Origin of the sequence: Kribbella sp. NPDC051952, from assembly GCF_040680855.1 — a bacterium.
Classification (GTDB): Bacteria; Actinomycetota; Actinomycetes; order Propionibacteriales; family Kribbellaceae; genus Kribbella.
In genome coordinates this window covers 238,538-256,062 of sequence record NZ_JBFAXQ010000009.1, presented here as the reverse complement: position 1 = coordinate 256,062, position 17,525 = coordinate 238,538, and the positions used below count along the sequence as shown (strand labels likewise).

The window sequence follows — 17,525 nt, the reverse complement described above, 5'->3', positions numbered from 1 at the left end:
CAACTCTAAGAGGATCCGGCGGTTGCCGGTCGAAGTTATCCACCGCGACCACCGGAGCCGTTCGGATCGGCCACGTCAATCGGATCGGCGAAGTCAAACGGTTCAGCAACTCGTCGCCCAATGTCCAACATCCGTTTGAAAATAGCATTCGGTATGCGGACGAGGACTCTCCGAATACAAGACCTGTCATAAAGCTGGTCTGATGGGAGCCGTAACCAAATTGCAAAGACCCCGGTTTTTACACCGGGGTCCTTGCTGTCTGTAGCCGCCTGAGTCAAGCGTTGGGGCGCTTACCGTGGTTCGCGCCCTTCTTCTTGCGTGCGCGGCGCTTGCGGCCGGTCTTGCCCATTCCTAAGCCTCCTTGAAACAACTGCAAAGAGTCACAGTCTCTCATACCGCCCTGCAACTCTGCTGTCGTGCGGCGGGTCACGGTCTGGCTTACAGTGTTTCGGCGCACTGCGTATGAGCAAAATTCAGTCGAGTCAGCGATGTGCTGTCTGCCCCCCTGCGCTCTGGCCGAGCGCAAGACTAGCGACCGCTGATCGGAGGTGACGTATCATGGCCGGCGACGTCTGGGACTGGTAAACCTTCTCTCATGGAGGGCTGGAGATGACGTGGCGCCCTCGTATCAGGACGTTGCGTGCTGTTGTCGTAGGAACGGCACTCGTCGCCCTGTTCGCGCTGGGTCTCGCCATCTCGGAGACGGAGAATTTCTTTGTAGTGGCCGGGCTGTGCCTGGTCGCGCTCGTTGCTAGTTCGTTGCGTTCTGTCCATACCCAGCGGCAGATCGAACTGGTTTCCGTAGTACTAGTGGCTGTCTACGTCGTCGCGGGTCCCGCGGCGGCGGTGCTGGTCGCGGCGGCCGGATCGCTGATCCAAGCGCCGGCACCCGCGATCAAGAGGGTCTTCAACAGCGCGCAACGCGTGCTGTCTGCCGCCGGTGGAGCGATCGCCTATGCCGCACTGGACGGACCGGTCGGCGAGGAGGTGTTCCACCGGGTACTGGCGGCCCTGATCGCGACCACGGCTGCCAGCGTGGTGCTGCAGGTGGTCAACGCGCTCCTCGTCTCCTTGGTGCTCGGCCTCGAACGCGGGCCGAGCAGCGTCAAGGAGTTCCTGCGCCACGTCGTCCGGACGACCGCCCTGCCGGTCCTCGGGTACGGCTTGCTGGGTCTGTCGATGGCTGTGGTCTGGCTCGGTGGACTGAGCATCTTCGCCGGTGTGCTGATCCTCGGGCCACTCCTGGTCGCGCGCTGGGCACTCTCGCAGTACGAGGCCGAGCGGCAGGCCCAGGCAGCGACCATGCGCGCCTTCATCCAGGTCATCGAGACCAAGGACCTCTACACCCGCGGACATTCCGAGCGGGTCAGTGAGGGCGTCGGCATGCTGGGACGCCACCTCCTGCTCAGCGCGGACCGGCAGAGCGCGCTCGAGCACGCCGGGTTGCTGCACGACGTCGGCAAGGTAGGTGTCCCGACCAGCATCATCCGCAAGCCGGGTCGGCTGGACGATGCCGAGATGGATGCGATCCGGCTGCACCCCGCACGTGGCGTCGAACTGATCGGCAACATCCCCTTCCTCGAAGAGGTCAAGTCCGCCGTCCTGCATCATCACGAGAAGTACGACGGCAGCGGCTACCCGGCGGGTCTCGCCGCGCAGAACATTCCGTACTTCGCCCGCATCATCGGCATCGTCGACGCGTTCGACTGCCTCACCTCCACGCGGTCGTACCGGCCGGCCCGGTCGGTGGACGAGACGCTGGAGATCCTGTTGCAGGACCGCTACACGCACTTCGATCCACTCCTTGTCGATGCCTTCGTGGACGTCATCCGCCGCCAGGGCTGGAAGACCGCGGCCGACCAGCCGGCTCCGGACGGAAGTGTGGACGCGAACATCGACCACGACGACCTCAGCCTCGGGAGCAGCGGCGGCGCCTCGGGCTCCGCGGCCGGACCGGTCGAAGGATGAGCGGCACGGAGAGCTTCCCGGGCCGGGTCTCCGGCAGCGGCATCGTGATTCTGCTGGCCGGTGCCGCACTGGGGCTGACGGCAACGATCCTGACCGTCGAACGAGGTGTGACCGGCTGGTCCTTCGCCATCACGTTCGGTGTCCTGATCGCCGCGGGTGAGATGGTGCAGTTCAGGGTCGACCGGAGCCGGAACCGGGCACCGATCGCCACCAGCGCCGCCTTGGCGTACGCGCTGCTGCGCGGCCCGGAAGTAGCCTCGGCACCGGACATCGCGCAGGTGACGACGGTGGTGTTGATGGCGACGATCGCCGGCGTCGTTCCACGGGCCGTGGCCGGACTCTGGTGGGACCTGGTGATCTCCTGCCGACGGGTGATCTCGGTCGCCGCGGCCGCTGCGGTGTACTCGCTGGTCCTGCCGCAGGATCTGGAATGGGACCGGACCTGGTCGCACGCGGTGCCGATCACGGCGGCGATGTTCCTCGCCGTACTGACCGCGGGTCTCAGTGATGCGCTGATCGGTGCGGGACAGGCGACGGAGATGTCGAACCGGCCCTTCCCGGCAGCCCTGCGCGACGAGTTGGCCGTGCTGGGGAGGATCGGTCTGGCGATGGGAATCAGCGGCGTACTGCTGGCCGCGAGCACCTCGCTCCTGGGGCTGTGGGCGCTCCCACTGGTGGTGGTGCCGTTGCTGTTGACCCAGATCGCGTTCCGGCGGTTCGCCTCGGCGCAGAAGACGTACCGGACCACAGTGCGCTCGATGGCCCGTAGTACGGAGATCGCGGGCTTCAGCAGTCCGGGGCAGAACGCGCGGACGGCGCAACTGGCGGTGGCTATCGGCAACGACCTCGGCCTCACGCCGGCCCGGATGGAGGCGTTGGAGTACGCCGCTCTGCTGTCAGGCGTCGGCCAGTTGGCCCTGGCCGATCCCAGCCCCGGTGGGGCGTCGCTGCTGCGGACCCGGGAGGAGCGGCAGCGGGCCGCTGCGATCGGTGCCTCGGTGATCGAGCGATCCGGCGTACTGGACCATGTCGCGGAGATCGTCCGGCACTCCAACGATCCGTACCGGCAGGGCCGCGCGAACAACTCCGGGATCCCTTTGGAGAGCGGGATCGTGAACGTTGCCCTGGCCTACGAACAGCTGGTCGGCGAGGGCACCGGTCAGTCGCCGGAGAAGGCGATGGAGTCGATCGGCCTCGGGATCGGAGCGGAGTACGACCCGGTCGTGGTCGAGTCACTCCGACGAGTGACCGGCCGCGGCTTCGCCTTCTGAGGACAGCCGCAGCATCGCCGGCGTCCCGGCGCACGGCTCGAGGTCGTCCCACACCGGCGCCGACTCGGCCGGGACCCGGCCCGAGCCACCCATTCCGGCGTACAGGAGCAATCCGGCCCCGGCCGCAATCAATACGTCGCCGGGGCTGACAGCCTGTCCGAGGCCCGGTAGAGCCACGGGTACGACGTCTCCCAGCCACGGCAGCCTGGTAGCCGCGTCGGCCAGCTCGTGGCGCGGATCGCTCACCACTGCTGTGCTTATGCCCGCACGCGCCAGCGCGGCCAGAGAGACCGGCATAGCGCCGTTCAGAGCCACTACGACGGCGTTGCTGAAGAACCCCAGCGCGAGCAGGCCGACGCCAGGGTGACGGAGGTTGAGCCGCAGGAAGACGGCGATGCAGACCGCCGATCCGAGCAGCCCGACGGGGTACGCCGTACCGCCGAAGAAGGAGCCGAGGAGCTGGCCGATCGCAGCCGCGGCCAACCAGTGCACACCGGTCAGGGAGTTGCCGGACAGCCGTTCGAACCGTCCACTGGTCGCGAGTGCCGCGGCGACGGCGAGCACCATGACGAGGAGGACCAGCAACACCCTCGCGATTCTGCCGCGCCGACGGCCCGAATCCGGGCAGGCTGACCCCGCAGCGTGTCGACAAGACGGCAAAGAGTGACGGCGGTCCCGGACCCCGGGACCGCCGTCATCAGCTTCCTGCAACGGCTAGGACTTGGCCGGCGCCGCACCGTCCTCGTCGAGCAGGTCCGGCAGGTCCTTCACACCCGGGTCGCCCTTGTCGGCGACGTAGTCCGTCGGGTGCGTGGTGTCCAGACCGGTCGAGACCTTGAGTGCCCGCAGCAGCACGGTCAGCGCGACCGTCACGATCACGTTGATGCCGAACGCGGTCAGGCCGATGTAGGCCTGGGTGTCGGTGAACGGGATGTTCGTCACCGAGGCGCCGAAGTGCTTCTTCGTCGCCGGGTTGACCACGTTGTAGGCCTCGAGCGTGCCGTACAGCATCGCGACCGCCCAGCCGGCCAGCAGCGCCCAGCGGTGCAGCCAGCGGGTGTAGAGGCCGACCACGATCGCCGGGAAGGTCTGCAGGATCCAGATACCGCCGAGGAGCTGCAGGTTCAGCGCGATCGTCTTGTCCATGCCGAGCACGAACACCAGCGCGCCCACCTTCACCAGCAGCGACGCGAGCTTGGAGACCTTGGCCTCCTGGGCCGGCGACGCGGACGGCTTGATGAAGTCGCGGTAGATGTTGCGGGTGAACAGGTTCGCCGCCGCGATCGACATGATCGCCGCCGGGACCAGTGCGCCGACCGCGATCGCGGCGAACGCGATACCGGCGAACCAGGACGGGAACTCCTGGTCGAACAGCCGGGGGATCGCCAGCTGCGGGTTGGCCAGGCCGTCCAGGCCCTTCGTGTTCACGTTCGCCTTGATGGCCATGAAGCCGAGCAGCGCGAGCAGACCGAGCAGCAGCGAGTAGGCCGGCAGGATGGCCGCGTTCCGCCGGACGATGTTCCGGTTCTTCGTCGACAGCACAGCGGTCACCGAGTGCGGGTACATGAACAGTGCCATCGCCGAACCCAGCGCCAGCGTCCAGTACGACGAGAAGCCGGCCGCACCGGGGATGAACGTGCCGGTGGGTTTGCCGGTGGCCGGGTTGGGTTTGGCCATCTTCTCCTGGGCCGCACCGAAGATCGCGTGCCAGCCGCCGAGCACGTGCGGCAGGTAGAAGATCGCCACCGCGATCACCAGGTAGATCAGGCCGTCCTTGACGAACGCGATCATGGCCGGGGCACGCAGACCGGAGGAGTAGGTGTACGCCGCCAGCACCGCGAACGCGATCAGCAACGGCAGGTCCTTGGCCAGCGTGTTGGAGCCGCCGAGACCCATCGTCTCGAAGACCGCCTGCATACCGACCAGCTGCAGCGCGATGTACGGCATGGTCGCCAGGATGCCGGTGAGCGCGATCGCCAGCGACAGGGTCTTGCTGCCGTAACGCCCACCGACGAAGTCGGCCGGCGTCACGTAGCCGTTGCGGTGCGAGACCGACCACAGCCGGGACATGAAGATGAAGATGATCGGGTAGACCACGATCGTGTACGGCACCGCGAAGAAGCCGGTGACCGCACCGGTCGCGTACATCGCCGCCGGCACCGCGATGAAGGTGTACGCCGTGTACAGGTCACCGCCGAGCAGGAACCAGGTGATGAACGTGCCGAAGCCGCGGCCACCGAGGCCCCACTCGTCCAGGTTGTCCAGGCGTCCACCGCTGCGCCAGCGCGCCGCCAGGAAGCCCATCACGGTGACGGCGCCGAAGATCACCACGACGATGATCAGCTGCACCCAGTCGACCTTGGTGTTCACTCGCCCGCCTCCTTCGCCGTACCAGCGGCCTCCGGACGCTCAGGATCACCAAGCCCCTGGGCGGCCCGTCGCTTGCGTTCCTCCACGCTCACCAGGCGGTAGCAGATGCTGACCAGGATGGCGGACAGGATCACCCACAAGAACTGGTACCAGTAGAAGAACGGGAAGCCCCAGAGCCGGGGCTTGTCCTTGGCATAGGTGGACACCAGGAGCGGTGCGACGACCGCGATCGCCAGCAGAATGCCGGAAATCCAGTACGCGGGTCTGACCGCGGACAATCGGGACACTGCAAACCTCCTCGGGACACAGCAGGCGCAACGGAGCACGCTACCGTTCGTCTGGATGACCGACTAGATCTTCAGGGTGGTTCATGGATAACGAACGCGCATGGTCCATCCGGCGGGTCGTGCTGTCGGTCTTGTTCCTCGTGGTCGTTGCCGTGCCGTTGTATCCGGAACTGTTCGGGCTCGACGAGCTGACGCCGTTCACCCAGTTGGTCGCCTTCCGCCCGCAGGCACTCGCCCTGGTCCTGGTGCTGGCGCTGCTCATGCTCGTACGCCGAGGTTGGCGCCTGGCTGCTGCACTGATCGCGGGCCTGGCCTTGACCGGAGGTGCGCTGACCGCGCCGCGGCACTTCTCCGATGCTCGGCCGGCGCCGGCCGACTCCCGGGTGCTGACGATCATGGTGGCCAACGTGCTCGGCGGTGGGGCGAACGCGGGGGATGTCGCCGAGGTGATCCGGCGGCGGAAGCCGGACCTGGTTTCGTTGCCCGAGGCCCAGGTCGACGTACGTGAGGAGATCCACGCGCACCTCCAGGGCCTTGATTACAACGGGTACACGACCCAGCCGAGCAAGGCGGTGGAGAGTGCGACGAGCGTGCTGGTCGCGTCCTCGCTCGGCGCGGTGACGTTCGATCCGGAGCAAGGTACGACGTTCGGCCACATCCTCGTCACCGGCGGAACGCTCGGCGACATCCGGCTGATCGTGTACCACGGCTTCCCGCCGCTGGCGGATGCGGTGACGACGTGGAAGCAGGATCTCCAGGCCGTCCGGACGTGGTGCGCACAGGATCCGCCGACGGTCATCGCGGGCGACTTCAACGCGACCGTGGACCACGCGGACTTCCGGCACGCGCTGGGTGGCTACTGCCGGAGCGTGGCGCCCACCGTCGGCCGGGGACTCGACGGGACCTGGCCGGCCGACCAGCCCGCGATCCTGCGGACACAGATCGACCACGTGGTGGTGAGCCGGCAGTTCGAGCCGGGCAGCTTCACGACGTACGCGATCCCGGGCACCGATCACCGAGCCGTGGTCGCGAGTGTCGCGATCGCTAGGAATGTGGGTTCGTAGCCGGGCGGTAGATGTAGGGCTGGGAGGACTGGACCGCCTCGGTCAGCATCAGCAGGAGGTCCGCGCGGGCCTCGATCGGCCGGCCGAACAGTTCGTCGTCACCGGGGATCGGGAAGCCCTTCACCCCGATCGCGAGCTGGCTCAGCAACACGTGCAGGACGCCGCGGGCGTTGAACACCGCGGGACTCGGCCACTCCGGCAGGGTTTCGTGCATCAACGGCTGCTGGGCCGCGGTCGCCGCGATCGGCTTCAGCCAGCGCTCGAGCTCGTCGCTGGTCAGCATGTTCCGGTGCAGGATCGTCATCACGGCATGTGCGACCCGGTCGTGCTCCTCGTGCACCCAGCGGTACGGCGTGTCCTTGACGATCCGGTCCGCGAGGACGTCCAGCAGCGCCCGCAGGACGCCGGCGTCGCAGTGCCGGGACCGGGCCAGCGCGCCGATCGCATCGGCGCCATGGGCAACGGCATGGGCCCAGCCGCAGTCCGGCACGAAGCCGCGCAGGTCGCGTTCACGGAGCAACCAGGTGGCCAGCCGGTCGCCCCAGCGCATCACCACCTCGTCGTGCACGAGGAACTCGGCGTTGTCGCGGTGGATCACCTCCGCCAGCGTCAGCGCGGTGAACGAGCGGCGGAACACCGTGTCGGTGCCGTCCTCACCCAGGCCGTAGGACAGGCCCGCACAGAGCCCATCGCCGAAGCCTGGCAGGAGATCGTCGTACACCCCGCGCTCCAGCCAGGTGGCGAGCGTCGGGTACGCGAGGGCGTCACGGACCTGTGGATTGGTGCTGGCGAGCCCGCGGACGAGCTCCTCGGTGAGGTCGGTCAGCGCGCGGTCGTGCGGTACCGCGTAGTCCGCGGCCATCACGTCCTGCCAGTACGTCGACTCCACCCGAGCATCCTTTCATCCGTGCTTGAACAATCAACACCCGTTCACCCCAACTTGTCGAGCCGACCACCCCACCCCCTGGTATAAGCCCACCCCACCCCCGCCACTTCACACCTTTCTTTCTTTCCTTCCCTTGGCGATCGGTAGAGTCGAAGCGTGCCGTCTCTGAGCGATGTGGCGCGGAACCACACAACCCTGGACCAGGCCGACCTGGATCGCCTGCAGCTGCTCGTCTCCGACTGGCAGATGCTGGCCGACCTGTCGTTCGCCGATCTCGTCCTCTGGCTGCCCGACACCGAGGGGCTCGGCTTCTGGGCCGGGGCGCAGATGCGGCCCACCACCGGGCCGACGGCGTACCTGGACGATATCGTCGGCAGCTTCATCCCGCGCGGACGGCGGCACCTGCTGGACCAGGCGTACGACGCCGGCCGGATCTGCCGCGAGGGCGACCCGGAGTGGCGCGACGACGTCCCGGTCCGGGTCGAGACGATCCCGGTCCGGCGAGGCTCGCGGGTGATCGCGGTGATCGCGCGGAACACCAACCTGCTCGGCGTCCGGACACCGTCCCGGCTCGAGATCGCCTACCTGCAGAGTGCGACCGACCTGGCCCGGATGATCACCGACGGCATCTTCCCGTACGGCGGGGAGCGGCTGCTGTCCACCACCCCGCGGGTGGGGGACGGGTGTATCCGCGTCGATCGGCACGGCATGGTGACGTTCGCGAGCCCGAACGCGTTGTCGGCGTACCGGCGGATGGGGCTCGTCACCGACCTGGTCGGGAGCCGGCTGAAGGATGTCACCGGCGAGCTCCTGCACAGTGGCAACAAGGTCGACGACGTCCTGGCGTCGGTGCTGACCGGTCGGGCCGCCAAGGAGATCGAGATCGAGAATCCCGAGGCCACGCTGTTCCTGCGCGCGATCCCGTTGCGCGCGGACGGTCAGCACGTGGGGGCGCTGATCCTGCTCCGGGACGTGACGGAGCTGCGGAGCCGTGAGCGGGAGCTGGTCACCAAGGAAGCGACCATCCGGGAGATTCATCATCGCGTCAAGAACAACTTGCAGACCGTCGCCGCGTTACTCCGGATGCAAGGACGCCGCATCACTGTGCCAGAAGGACAAGCGGCCTTGGCCGAAGCGGTCCGTCGGGTCGGTTCGATCGCGATCGTGCACGAGACACTGTCGGAATCCTTCGACGAGCATGTTGATTTCGACGACGTCGCGGATCGCGTCGCCCTGATGGTGGCCGAAATCTCCACGGTGGCAACGGCTGTGGAGACCCGGCGCTCGGGCCACTTCGGCGTACTGGACTCCGAAGTCGCGACTCCGCTGGCGATGGTGCTGACCGAACTCATGCAGAACTCGGTGGAGCACGCGTTCGGCGCGCGCGACGGCGGCGAGGTGAAGGGCGAGGTCAATGGCGACGCGAACAGTGTGGCCAGCGGGCTGATCGAACTGTCCGCTGAGCGATCCGTCGGCCGGCTGCACGTGACCGTCGTCGACGACGGGCAAGGCCTGCCCGCGAACTTCGACTCGGAACTGTCCGGCAATCTGGGCCTGTCGATCGTCCGCACCCTGGTGATCGGGGAGCTGGACGGGACGCTGGAGTTCGGCCCCCGCCACGACGGCAAGCCCGGGACCCAGGTAACCCTCGACATCCCCGTCAAAGACTGAGTCATTACGTCCGAACATCCGAGGGTCGGGACCCTCACATCTTCGGACGCAACGAAGTCCAGGGAAATCACAGTGTTCCCAGGGAAATCACAGTGTTTCCAGGGAAATCGAAAGGCCCCGCGGAACCCGCGGGGCCTCGAAGATTCTGGGTCAGGCGGTGCGGATGCGGGCGCGCGCGTTCCGGCGCTTCAGGGCGCGGCGCTCGTCCTCGCTCAGGCCGCCCCAGACACCGTGGTCCTGGCCGGCTTCCAGCGCCCACGCGAGGCACTGTTCACGCACGTCGCAACGACGGCACACCTGCTTGGCCTCCTCGATCTGCATGATCGCGGGCCCGGTGTTGCCGATGGGGAAGAACAGTTCCGGGTCCTCGTCGAGGCATACGGCCCGGTGGCGCCAATCCATGGCGGATCCCATCTCTCTCAGTAGTTGTCGTACGCTGTCGGCTAGGTCTGTGCCCGATCAGCGGTGCTGTACTCGTGACTTGTCTCGCACGGGGGGTTCGGTGGCGAGAGCGTTGTGAACGTTTTCACGAACGACTCCATGTTCCCAATGTCAGCTGGGTGAAACAAGGGTTCTGGAGTTGTCGATCAGATCACAACACTTCCTTAACACTACGAACCGGCGCAGAGCGGTTCTCCCCATCCGAATACCGGACAGAGGGTCCCTTCTGCAATCACCCGTTCACTGCAGGTAACCGTTCCAACCACCCTTTGGTTACGCACAACCTCAAATCCCTGTGGGGCTGGGGTTCCGCGACCCTGGGCCGGGCTCGCGGAAGAGGTGGTGGTCGTCCTTGCGCCCGAAAAGCGTCCCGGAACGTGGCACTAAGCTGGCGAAGTGCCGACCGACTCCCCAGCTGCCACCGTACCGAGACCGCTCAAGCTAGCTGCGGGCGTGGTCGCTGCGGAAGGGCTTGTGCTGATCGTTCTTGGAATTGCCGAAGCATTTACGATTCACGGCTCACGTCTGGTGCTCGGCCTGACCACCGCCGCGTTCTTCGTCGTGTACGGCGCCGGCCTCGGATTCGTGGCCCGTGGGCTGTTCCGGGCCTCGACGTGGAGTCGCGGGCCGGCCGTGTTCGCGCAACTGATCCAGCTCCTGGTCGCCTACAGCTTCTGGGGTGGGTCCACCAAGGCCGTCGCGATCGCGCTGGCGGTCGCGGCTGTCGGCGTACTGGCGTGTGTGTTCCAGAAGGTGTCCACGGAGGCCCTGGCCGACGACCCGACCAAGGACCACCCGGTTCTGTGAAATCGTGGCTACTCCTTCAGCAGGCCGGCCCGGAGTTCGGTGAGCGTGCGGGCCAGCAGCCGGGAGACGTGCATCTGCGAGATGCCGATCTCCTCGGCGATCTGGGACTGCGTCATGCCGCGGAAAAACCGCAACGTCAGGATCCGCTTCTCCCGCGTGTCCAGCTGTGCCAGCAGGGGTTTCAGCGACTCCCGGTACTCCACGCTCTCGAGTGCTTCGTCCTCGCCGCCGAGCCCGTCCAGGACCGTGGTCGCGTCGGCCTCGTTCTGATCGGGAGCGTCCAAGGACAAGGTGTTGTAGGCATTCGCGGACTCGAGGCCCTCGATCACCAGGTCCGCCGACAAGCCCAGCCGCTCGGACAATTCGGCCACCGTTGGTGCCCGGCCCAACTCCTGGGTCAACTCGGCCGTCGCCGCGGTCAGTGAGAGCCGCAGCTCCTGCAGACGCCGCGGCACCCGGATCGCCCAGCCCTTGTCCCGGAAGTAGCGCTTGATCTCGCCCAGGATCGTCGGCGTCGCGTACGTCGAGAACTCGACGCCCCGATCGGAGTCGAAACGGTCGATCGCTTTGATCAAACCAATGGTCGCGACCTGGACCAGATCGTCGTACGGCTCACCGCGGTTGCGGAATCGGCGGGCCAGGTGCTCGACCAGCGGCATGTGCAGCGACACCAGGCCGTCCCGGGCGAGGGTGTGCGCCGGGTCTCCGGGACCGGGGGCCGCAGCCATTGCCTGGAACAGCGTGGCCGTCCGGGTGCGTAGGTCCGGGGTCTCCTGAGGCTCGCTCAGGTTTCGATCGTCAGTCACGCTTTCTCCGTGGCGGTGGCAGTAGCCGTCACGGTGATGGTGAGCCGGCCGTCGATCGTCTCGGCGGCCGCCGACTCGACCAGCGCGGTCAGCACGGTCCACCCGAACGAAGTGGTGTCCGGCGTCCAGCCGTTCGGTACGACGGCACTCGTCCGCACGGTCAGTTGCGGCGGGTCGATCTCGAAGACGCAGTCCAGGACACCGTCAGCGGCCTGCGGCAGCAGCAGGGCGCACGCCTCGTCGACCGCGATCCGCAGGTCGTCGATCGCGTCCAGCGTGAAGTCGTTGCGAGCAGCGAGGTTGCCGACCACCGACCGCGGTACGGCGACGTAGGCACTGTCCGCCGGAATACTCAAGCGGACCTCGGCGGATCGTCCGGTGCTGCTCACGCTGCCTCCCTCGTGTCCGGCGGCCGATCGGCGCACCTACGCCGTACATCTTCCACTCTCCGAGCGGTTGATGCACGGCGAAGGGTGCGTACCCGAGGAATCAGGGGTGATCGTGCTCCGAACGGAGCCGGGTGAGGAAGGTTTTGGTGCGCTGGTGCTGCGGATTGCCGATCACGTCGGCGGGGCGGCCGGCCTCGACCACGACGCCGGCGTCCATGAACACGACGGTGTCCGCGACCTCGCGGGCGAACGACATCTCGTGGGTGACCACGATCATCGTCATCCCGTCCGCGGCCAGTTCGCGCATCACCGCGAGCACCTCGCCGACCAGCTCGGGGTCGAGCGCCGACGTGGGTTCGTCGAACAGCATCAGCTTCGGCTGCATCGCCAGCGCGCGGGCGATCGCGACCCGCTGCTGCTGCCCACCGGACAGCTGCGCCGGGTACGCCGCACACCGGTCACCGAGCCCGACCCGGTCCAGCAACTCCTGTGCCCGGGCCCGCGCCTGCTTCTTCGACTCGCCCTTGACCTGGACCGGCGCCTCGGCGACGTTCTCGATCGCGGTCATGTGCGGGAACAGGTTGAACCGCTGGAAGACCATCCCGATCTCACGCCGCTGGGCCGCGATCTCCTTGTTCTTCAGGCGATACAGCTTCCCGTCGCGATCGGCGTACCCCATCAGGTCGCCGTCGACCCAGATCCGGCCGCCGTCGATCGTCTCGAGCTGGTTGATGCAGCGCAGGAACGTCGTCTTACCCGAACCCGACGGGCCGAGCAGGCACACGACCTGTCCGCGGTCGACCTCGAGGTCGATGCCCTTCAGCACCTCGTTGTGGTGGAAGGACTTGGTCACGTTCACTGCCTGAACCAGCGCTTCCCGCAGGGGTTTCGCCGGCTCGGCGGCCGCAGCGGCAGTCATCACGCACCTCCTGCGCCGGCCGGGCGGGCGGCCCGCGGTGCCTGGGTTCCGAAGCCGCGGCCGAAGCGCCGCTCGAGGAAGTACTGGCCGACCATCAGCACACTGGTCGCGGCCAGGTAGTACAGCGTCGCCGCGACCGCGATCGGGAATGTCTTGTAGTACGTGCTTCCGATCGACTGCAGCTGGTAGAACAGCTCGCCGATCACCGGTACGGCGAGCAGCAGCGAGGTGTCCTTGAGCATTGCGATCGTCTCGTTGCCGGTCGGCGGGACGATCACCCGCATCGCCTGCGGCAGCACCACCCGGCGCATCACCTTGCCGCTGCTCATCCCGAGCGCCTCGGCGGCCTCGGCCTGGCCCTTGTCCACGCTCATGATCCCGGCCCGGGCGATCTCGGCCATGTACGCCGCCTCGGACAGGCCGAGCCCGATCACACCGGCGACCAGGCCGGTGAAGATCTGGTTCGCGTCCAGGTTGAGGAACCGCCAGTCACCCGACAGACCGAGCCAGTCGATGATCTTCCAGTCGAACGGGATGCCGAACGCGATGCCCTGTGGGAACAGCACTCCGAGCGTGCCCATCGTGAACAGCAGCAGGTAGCGCGGGACGCTGCGGAAGAACCAGGTGAACGCCCAGGAGACGCCGGCCAGGATCGGGTTGTCCGACAGCCGCATCACCGCCAGCAGGACGCCGCCGGCCACGCCGACGATCATCGCCAGCACGGTGACCAGCAGGGTGCCCTTGAGGAAACCGTTGATCACCGGCTTCTGGTTCATCGCCTGGAAGACGAAGTTCCAGTCGAACGCCTTGTTGCTCACCAGCAGGTGGACCAGCATCGCGACCAGGACCGCGATCACGGCGATCGCGACCCAGCGGCCGGGATGCCGGACCGGCACAGCCTCGATCGCGCCGGGCCGATCGGCAGCAGCCACCGGCCCGGCTTCGGTATCAATGCTCACCCGCGTCCTCGCTTCGCTGCGGGCGCGGATGAGCATTTGCTGCTCTGCTTGTTGATGAACTCGCTTCGCTCGTTCATTGCAGGCTCACGGGTTCACGGCGAAGTCGGTGATCGCACCCGAGTCGTTGTTCCACTTCTGCAGTGCGCTCTTGTAGCTGCCGTCGGCCTGCATCGCCTTCAGCGCCTCGACGATCGCGGCCGCGAACGCGGTGTCTTTCTTCGGGAGGACGTAGCCGTACGGCGCGGCGTCGTAGATGTCACCGAGCTGCTCGAGCTGGCCGTTGGTCTGGCTGATCGCGTACAGCACGACGGGGGAGTCGGCGAGCATCGCGTCGGCCTTGCCGCCGACCAGGTCCGCGGTCGCCTGGTCCTGCTTCTCCCGGACCACGAGCTTGATCTCCGGCTTGCCCTCGGTCTTGCACTTGGCCTGCCGCTTCGGCATGTCGTCCTCGAGCTGCGTCGTACCCTTCTGCACCGCGACGGTCTTGCCGCACGCGTCGTCGGCGTTGACGCCCTTCGGGTTGCCCTTCGCGGTGGCCCACAGCGTGCCGGCGTTGAAGTAGCTGACCATGTTGACCTGCTGCTTGCGCTTGTCGTTGATCGTGAACGACGAGATGCCCATGTCGTACTTGCCGCCCTGGACACCGGTGATGATCGTGTCGAAGCCGGCCGGCTGCCACTCGACCGTGACGCCGAACTTCTGCGCGACCGCGTTGAACAGGTCGACGTCCATACCGGCGACGGTCTTGCCACCCTGGAGGAACTCGTTCGGCGGGTAGCTGGCGTCGACGCCGACGACGATCTTCTTGGCCGTCTTGATCTTGGCCGGCAGCGCGCCACTGAGGTCCGGTCCGCTGCTGGACGGCGCACTCGCCGGTGCGCTCGTGGGTGCGCTGGTCGAACCGCCCTCGAGCGAGTTCGAACCGCAGCCCGCAGCAGCGAGAACCAAGACGCCGGACAACACCAGCGTCCTCCGCAGGACAGACATCTAGCCCTCCAAACCCGGGTGCCGGTCGGCCCGGCGCCATGTGTCCGCATCTTGACACAGCCGGTGGCATGCAGCGCACGGCGATTCCCCGAATGGAGACCGATTCGTAGCCCACGCAGCCGCCACGCATGCGCCCCGTCGATCACCCAGGTACGCAGCGTGACGACGTACGTCGTTCTACCCCGTTGGCTCGACGTGGGTGGGGTCGAGGACGCGGCGGAGGAAGGTGCGGGTGCGGTCTTCCTTGGGGTTGCCGATGACCTCGGCGGGTGGGCCTTGTTCGACGATCACACCGCTGTCCATGAAGACGACGCGGTCGGCGACCTCGCGGGCGAAGGCCATCTCGTGGGTGACCACGAGCATGGTCATACCGTCGAGGGCCAGCTTGCGCATGACCGTGAGTACCTCGCCGACGAGCTCGGGGTCGAGCGCCGACGTCGGCTCGTCGAACAGCATCAGTGCCGGGTCCATCGACAGGGCCCGGGCGATCGCAACTCGTTGCTGCTGGCCACCAGACAGCTGGGCCGGATAGCCGGTGACCTTCTCGGTCAGGCCGACCCGCTCCAGGTTGGCCCGGGCGACCCGGTCGGCCTCGGCCGGGCTGCGTTTCAGTACGGTCCGCTGGGCAACCGTGCAGTTGGCCAGCGCGGTCAGGTGCGGGAACAGGTTGAACTGCTGGAACACCATCCCGATCTGCTGCCGGGCCGCGTCCAGATGACAGTCCGGGTCGGTGATGTCCTCACCGCTGACGATCACCTGCCCCTGTTGAGGTCTCTCGAGCAGGTTCACGCAACGCAGCAGCGTGGACTTGCCCGATCCGGACGGCCCGATCACACACACGACCTCGCCCTGCTCGACGGTGAAGTCGATCCCGCGCAGGACGTGGTTGGTGCCGAAGGACTTGTGCAGGTTCTTGATCTCGACCGACCGGGGCGGTGGGGCGGGGAAGGAATTCAGGCTAGCCATCAGCGGGCCTTCGCTGCTCGGGCCTCGAGCCGGCGGACCAGGATGCCGAGCGGGAGGGTGATGATCAGGTAACAGAAGCCGGCCGTGATCAGCGGCGTCAGGTTCGACTCGCTGTTGGCCAGTTCGCGACCGAACCCGGTCAGCTCGTTCCCGCTGGTGGACACGCCGATGATGAACACCAGCGAGGAGTCCTTCACCAGCAGGATCAAGTCGTTCGCCAACGGCGGCAGGACGATCCGGAACGCCTGTGGCAGCACGATCTTCCGCGTCGCCAGGCCGGCCGGCATACCGAGCGAGCGGGCCGCCTCGACCTGCCCGCGCGGCACCGCCTGGATACCCGCCCGGATCACCTCGGCCATGTACGCCGCCGCGACGATCCCGAGCGCCAGCCAGACCACGCCGTACGGATCGAGCGGGATCGTCATGCCCTCGAACGCCAACGGCAGCAGGCTGAACGCGATGAACACCACGATCGCCGGCAGCCCCCGGAAGAACTCGATGTACGCCGTCGCCAGCCAGCGGTACGGCCCGACCGAGCTGAGCCGCATCAGTGCGAGCACGGTCCCGGCCACCAGCCCGATGACGAACGCACCCGCGGTGTACTCGAGGGTCTTCAGCAGAGCCTGCGGGAGGCCCTCGGTCAGCGCGGTCTTGATCAGTGCGGGCCGGAAGAAGACGTCGCCGATCTGTTTCCAGTCGGCCGCGAAGATCGCGAGCAGGACCAGGACGATCAGGACGGCATACTGGACGACGCGCCACCGCTGGGCCCGCCGCCGGGGACTGAGTCCCCGGGACGGTGCCACAGTGGTCTGTTCGGGCGCGCTCACTTCTTCGGCTCGGTCTTGAACCACTTCTTGTAGATGTCGTTGTAACTGCCGTCCGACTTCGCCTTGGTCAGCAGTTCGTTGAACTTCTCCACCAGCTTGGTGCCGCTCGGGTCGTCCTTCTTCGCGGCGAAGCCGTACTTCTCACCGGTGTCGAACTCCGCGACCACGGTGGTGTCCGGGTTGTCCGAGACGAACGGGTACAGCACGCCGTTGTCGTTGATACCGGCTTCCACCCGGCCCGACTTCACGTTGTTCGTCAGCAGGGTCAGGTCGTCGAAGGTGATGACCTCGTAGCCGAACTCGGCCTTGTGCGCGTTCGCGTAGTCCTTGCCGGTGGTGTCGGCCTGGACACCGACCTTCTTGCCCTTCAGGTCGGCCAGCGTCTTGTACGGCGAGTCCTTCTTGACCAGCAGGACCTGCGTCGCGTCCATGTACGGCTCGGTGATCGACAGGGCCTTGGCCCGGTCCTCGCGGATCGTCATCGCGCCCATGCCCATGTCGCACTTCTTCGCCGCGAAGGCCGCGCCGGAGGTGATCTGCGACCACTCGATGTTGACCACGTCCTGCTCGATGCCGAGGTCCTTGGCGACCAGGTCGAGCATGTCCACGTCGAAGCCGACGACCTTGGTGCCGTCCTTGTACTGGAACGGCTTGTACGGCAGGTGGGTGCAGACGGTCAGCTTGCCCGGCTTCACCAGGGTGATGCCGGCCGCTTTCGCTTTGTCCTCGGAACCACCCCCGCTGTCCGAGTCGCTGCCACAGGCGGAGAGGGTGAGCGCCAGTACGGCCGCCGATGCGACGGCGATCCGCAGGCGGCTCTGGCGGAGAGTGGGGACGATGTTCATCGCTAGTTCTCCTCGACAGGGGTTGTGAATCCCCGAATCCTGGCACATCACGGTGCCTGTGG

General features: G+C 66.9%; 18 protein-coding genes. 5 read left to right on the top strand and 13 right to left on the bottom strand.

The window, feature by feature from the left end; genetic code table 11:
• Positions 1-609: 609 nt before the first annotated feature.
• Complete coding sequence (locus AB0L70_RS19500; RefSeq protein WP_363685872.1) at positions 610-1,968, top strand: HD-GYP domain-containing protein; 1,359 nt, start codon at positions 610-612, stop codon at positions 1,966-1,968.
• Positions 1,965-3,239 (top strand): HD domain-containing phosphohydrolase, encoded by a 1,275-nt coding sequence (locus AB0L70_RS19495; RefSeq protein ID WP_363685870.1) that lies wholly within the window; start codon positions 1,965-1,967, stop codon positions 3,237-3,239. Before AB0L70_RS19500 ends, AB0L70_RS19495 begins: the two co-directional genes overlap by 4 nt.
• Here AB0L70_RS19495 and AB0L70_RS19490 read toward each other — a convergent pair.
• The 3 genes from AB0L70_RS19490 to AB0L70_RS19480 form a co-directional block, all read right to left on the bottom strand.
• Positions 3,201-3,827, bottom strand: a complete 627-nt coding sequence (locus AB0L70_RS19490) for a DUF5317 domain-containing protein (protein ID WP_363685868.1) — start codon at positions 3,825-3,827, stop codon at positions 3,201-3,203. The two genes, AB0L70_RS19495 and AB0L70_RS19490, sit on opposite strands and share 39 nt — an antisense overlap.
• A 126-nt stretch (positions 3,828-3,953) precedes the next feature.
• Positions 3,954-5,609: a monocarboxylate uptake permease MctP gene (mctP, locus tag AB0L70_RS19485; RefSeq protein ID WP_363685866.1), complete on the bottom strand. Its 1,656-nt coding sequence runs from the start codon at positions 5,607-5,609 to the stop codon at positions 3,954-3,956.
• Positions 5,606-5,896: a DUF3311 domain-containing protein gene (locus AB0L70_RS19480; protein ID WP_363685863.1), complete on the bottom strand. Its 291-nt coding sequence runs from the start codon at positions 5,894-5,896 to the stop codon at positions 5,606-5,608. Before AB0L70_RS19480 ends, mctP begins: the two co-directional genes overlap by 4 nt.
• An 83-nt stretch (positions 5,897-5,979) precedes the next feature.
• On the opposite strand from AB0L70_RS19480, the gene AB0L70_RS19475 reads away from it, so the two are divergent.
• Positions 5,980-6,960, top strand: a complete 981-nt coding sequence (locus AB0L70_RS19475; RefSeq protein WP_363685861.1) for an endonuclease/exonuclease/phosphatase family protein — start codon at positions 5,980-5,982, stop codon at positions 6,958-6,960.
• Here the strand turns inward: AB0L70_RS19475 and AB0L70_RS19470 are convergent.
• The gene (locus AB0L70_RS19470) at positions 6,941-7,849 is read right to left on the bottom strand and encodes a DUF2785 domain-containing protein (protein ID WP_363685858.1); all 909 of its coding nucleotides are present in this window, start codon (positions 7,847-7,849) and stop codon (positions 6,941-6,943) included. The two genes, AB0L70_RS19475 and AB0L70_RS19470, sit on opposite strands and share 20 nt — an antisense overlap.
• 153 nt (positions 7,850-8,002) lie before the next feature.
• On the opposite strand from AB0L70_RS19470, the gene AB0L70_RS19465 reads away from it, so the two are divergent.
• Entirely contained in the window at positions 8,003-9,517 is a 1,515-nt protein-coding gene (locus tag AB0L70_RS19465) for a histidine kinase N-terminal domain-containing protein (protein WP_363685856.1), read from the top strand.
• A 150-nt stretch (positions 9,518-9,667) separates the two neighbouring features.
• Here the strand turns inward: AB0L70_RS19465 and AB0L70_RS19460 are convergent, their stop codons facing one another.
• Complete coding sequence (locus tag AB0L70_RS19460) at positions 9,668-9,919, bottom strand: WhiB family transcriptional regulator (protein WP_012922773.1); 252 nt, start codon at positions 9,917-9,919, stop codon at positions 9,668-9,670.
• Between the two features lie 435 nt (positions 9,920-10,354).
• Between AB0L70_RS19460 and AB0L70_RS19455 the strand changes: the two genes are divergently transcribed.
• Complete coding sequence (locus tag AB0L70_RS19455; protein WP_363685854.1) at positions 10,355-10,765, top strand: hypothetical protein; 411 nt, start codon at positions 10,355-10,357, stop codon at positions 10,763-10,765.
• Between the two features lie 8 nt (positions 10,766-10,773).
• Here AB0L70_RS19455 and AB0L70_RS19450 read toward each other — a convergent pair whose 3' ends face one another.
• The 8 genes from AB0L70_RS19450 to AB0L70_RS19415 all read right to left on the bottom strand — a co-directional run bounded on the left by AB0L70_RS19450 (position 10,774) and on the right by AB0L70_RS19415 (position 17,463).
• On the bottom strand, positions 10,774-11,571 hold the full coding sequence (locus AB0L70_RS19450; RefSeq protein WP_363685852.1) for an RNA polymerase sigma factor SigF: 798 nt from the start codon (positions 11,569-11,571) through the stop codon (positions 10,774-10,776).
• Entirely contained in the window at positions 11,568-11,960 is a 393-nt protein-coding gene (locus tag AB0L70_RS19445) for an anti-sigma regulatory factor (RefSeq protein WP_363685850.1), read from the bottom strand. The genes AB0L70_RS19450 and AB0L70_RS19445 overlap by 4 nt, the downstream gene beginning before the upstream one ends.
• Before the next feature lie 100 nt (positions 11,961-12,060).
• On the bottom strand, positions 12,061-12,879 hold the full coding sequence (locus AB0L70_RS19440) for an amino acid ABC transporter ATP-binding protein (RefSeq protein WP_363685848.1): 819 nt from the start codon (positions 12,877-12,879) through the stop codon (positions 12,061-12,063).
• On the bottom strand, positions 12,879-13,838 hold the full coding sequence (locus tag AB0L70_RS19435; protein ID WP_363685846.1) for an amino acid ABC transporter permease: 960 nt from the start codon (positions 13,836-13,838) through the stop codon (positions 12,879-12,881). The genes AB0L70_RS19440 and AB0L70_RS19435 overlap by 1 nt, the downstream gene beginning before the upstream one ends.
• 84 nt (positions 13,839-13,922) lie before the next feature.
• A complete protein-coding gene (locus AB0L70_RS19430; RefSeq protein ID WP_363685844.1) occupies positions 13,923-14,825 on the bottom strand; it encodes an ABC transporter substrate-binding protein in 903 nt (300 codons plus the stop codon).
• A 177-nt stretch (positions 14,826-15,002) separates the two neighbouring features.
• The gene (locus tag AB0L70_RS19425; RefSeq protein ID WP_363685842.1) at positions 15,003-15,791 is read right to left on the bottom strand and encodes an amino acid ABC transporter ATP-binding protein; all 789 of its coding nucleotides are present in this window, start codon (positions 15,789-15,791) and stop codon (positions 15,003-15,005) included.
• A complete protein-coding gene (locus AB0L70_RS19420; RefSeq protein ID WP_363685840.1) occupies positions 15,791-16,594 on the bottom strand; it encodes an amino acid ABC transporter permease in 804 nt (267 codons plus the stop codon). Before AB0L70_RS19420 ends, AB0L70_RS19425 begins: the two co-directional genes overlap by 1 nt.
• Before the next feature lie 20 nt (positions 16,595-16,614).
• Positions 16,615-17,463 (bottom strand): ABC transporter substrate-binding protein, encoded by an 849-nt coding sequence (locus AB0L70_RS19415; RefSeq protein WP_363685838.1) that lies wholly within the window; start codon positions 17,461-17,463, stop codon positions 16,615-16,617.
• Between the last annotated feature and the right edge of the window lie 62 nt (positions 17,464-17,525).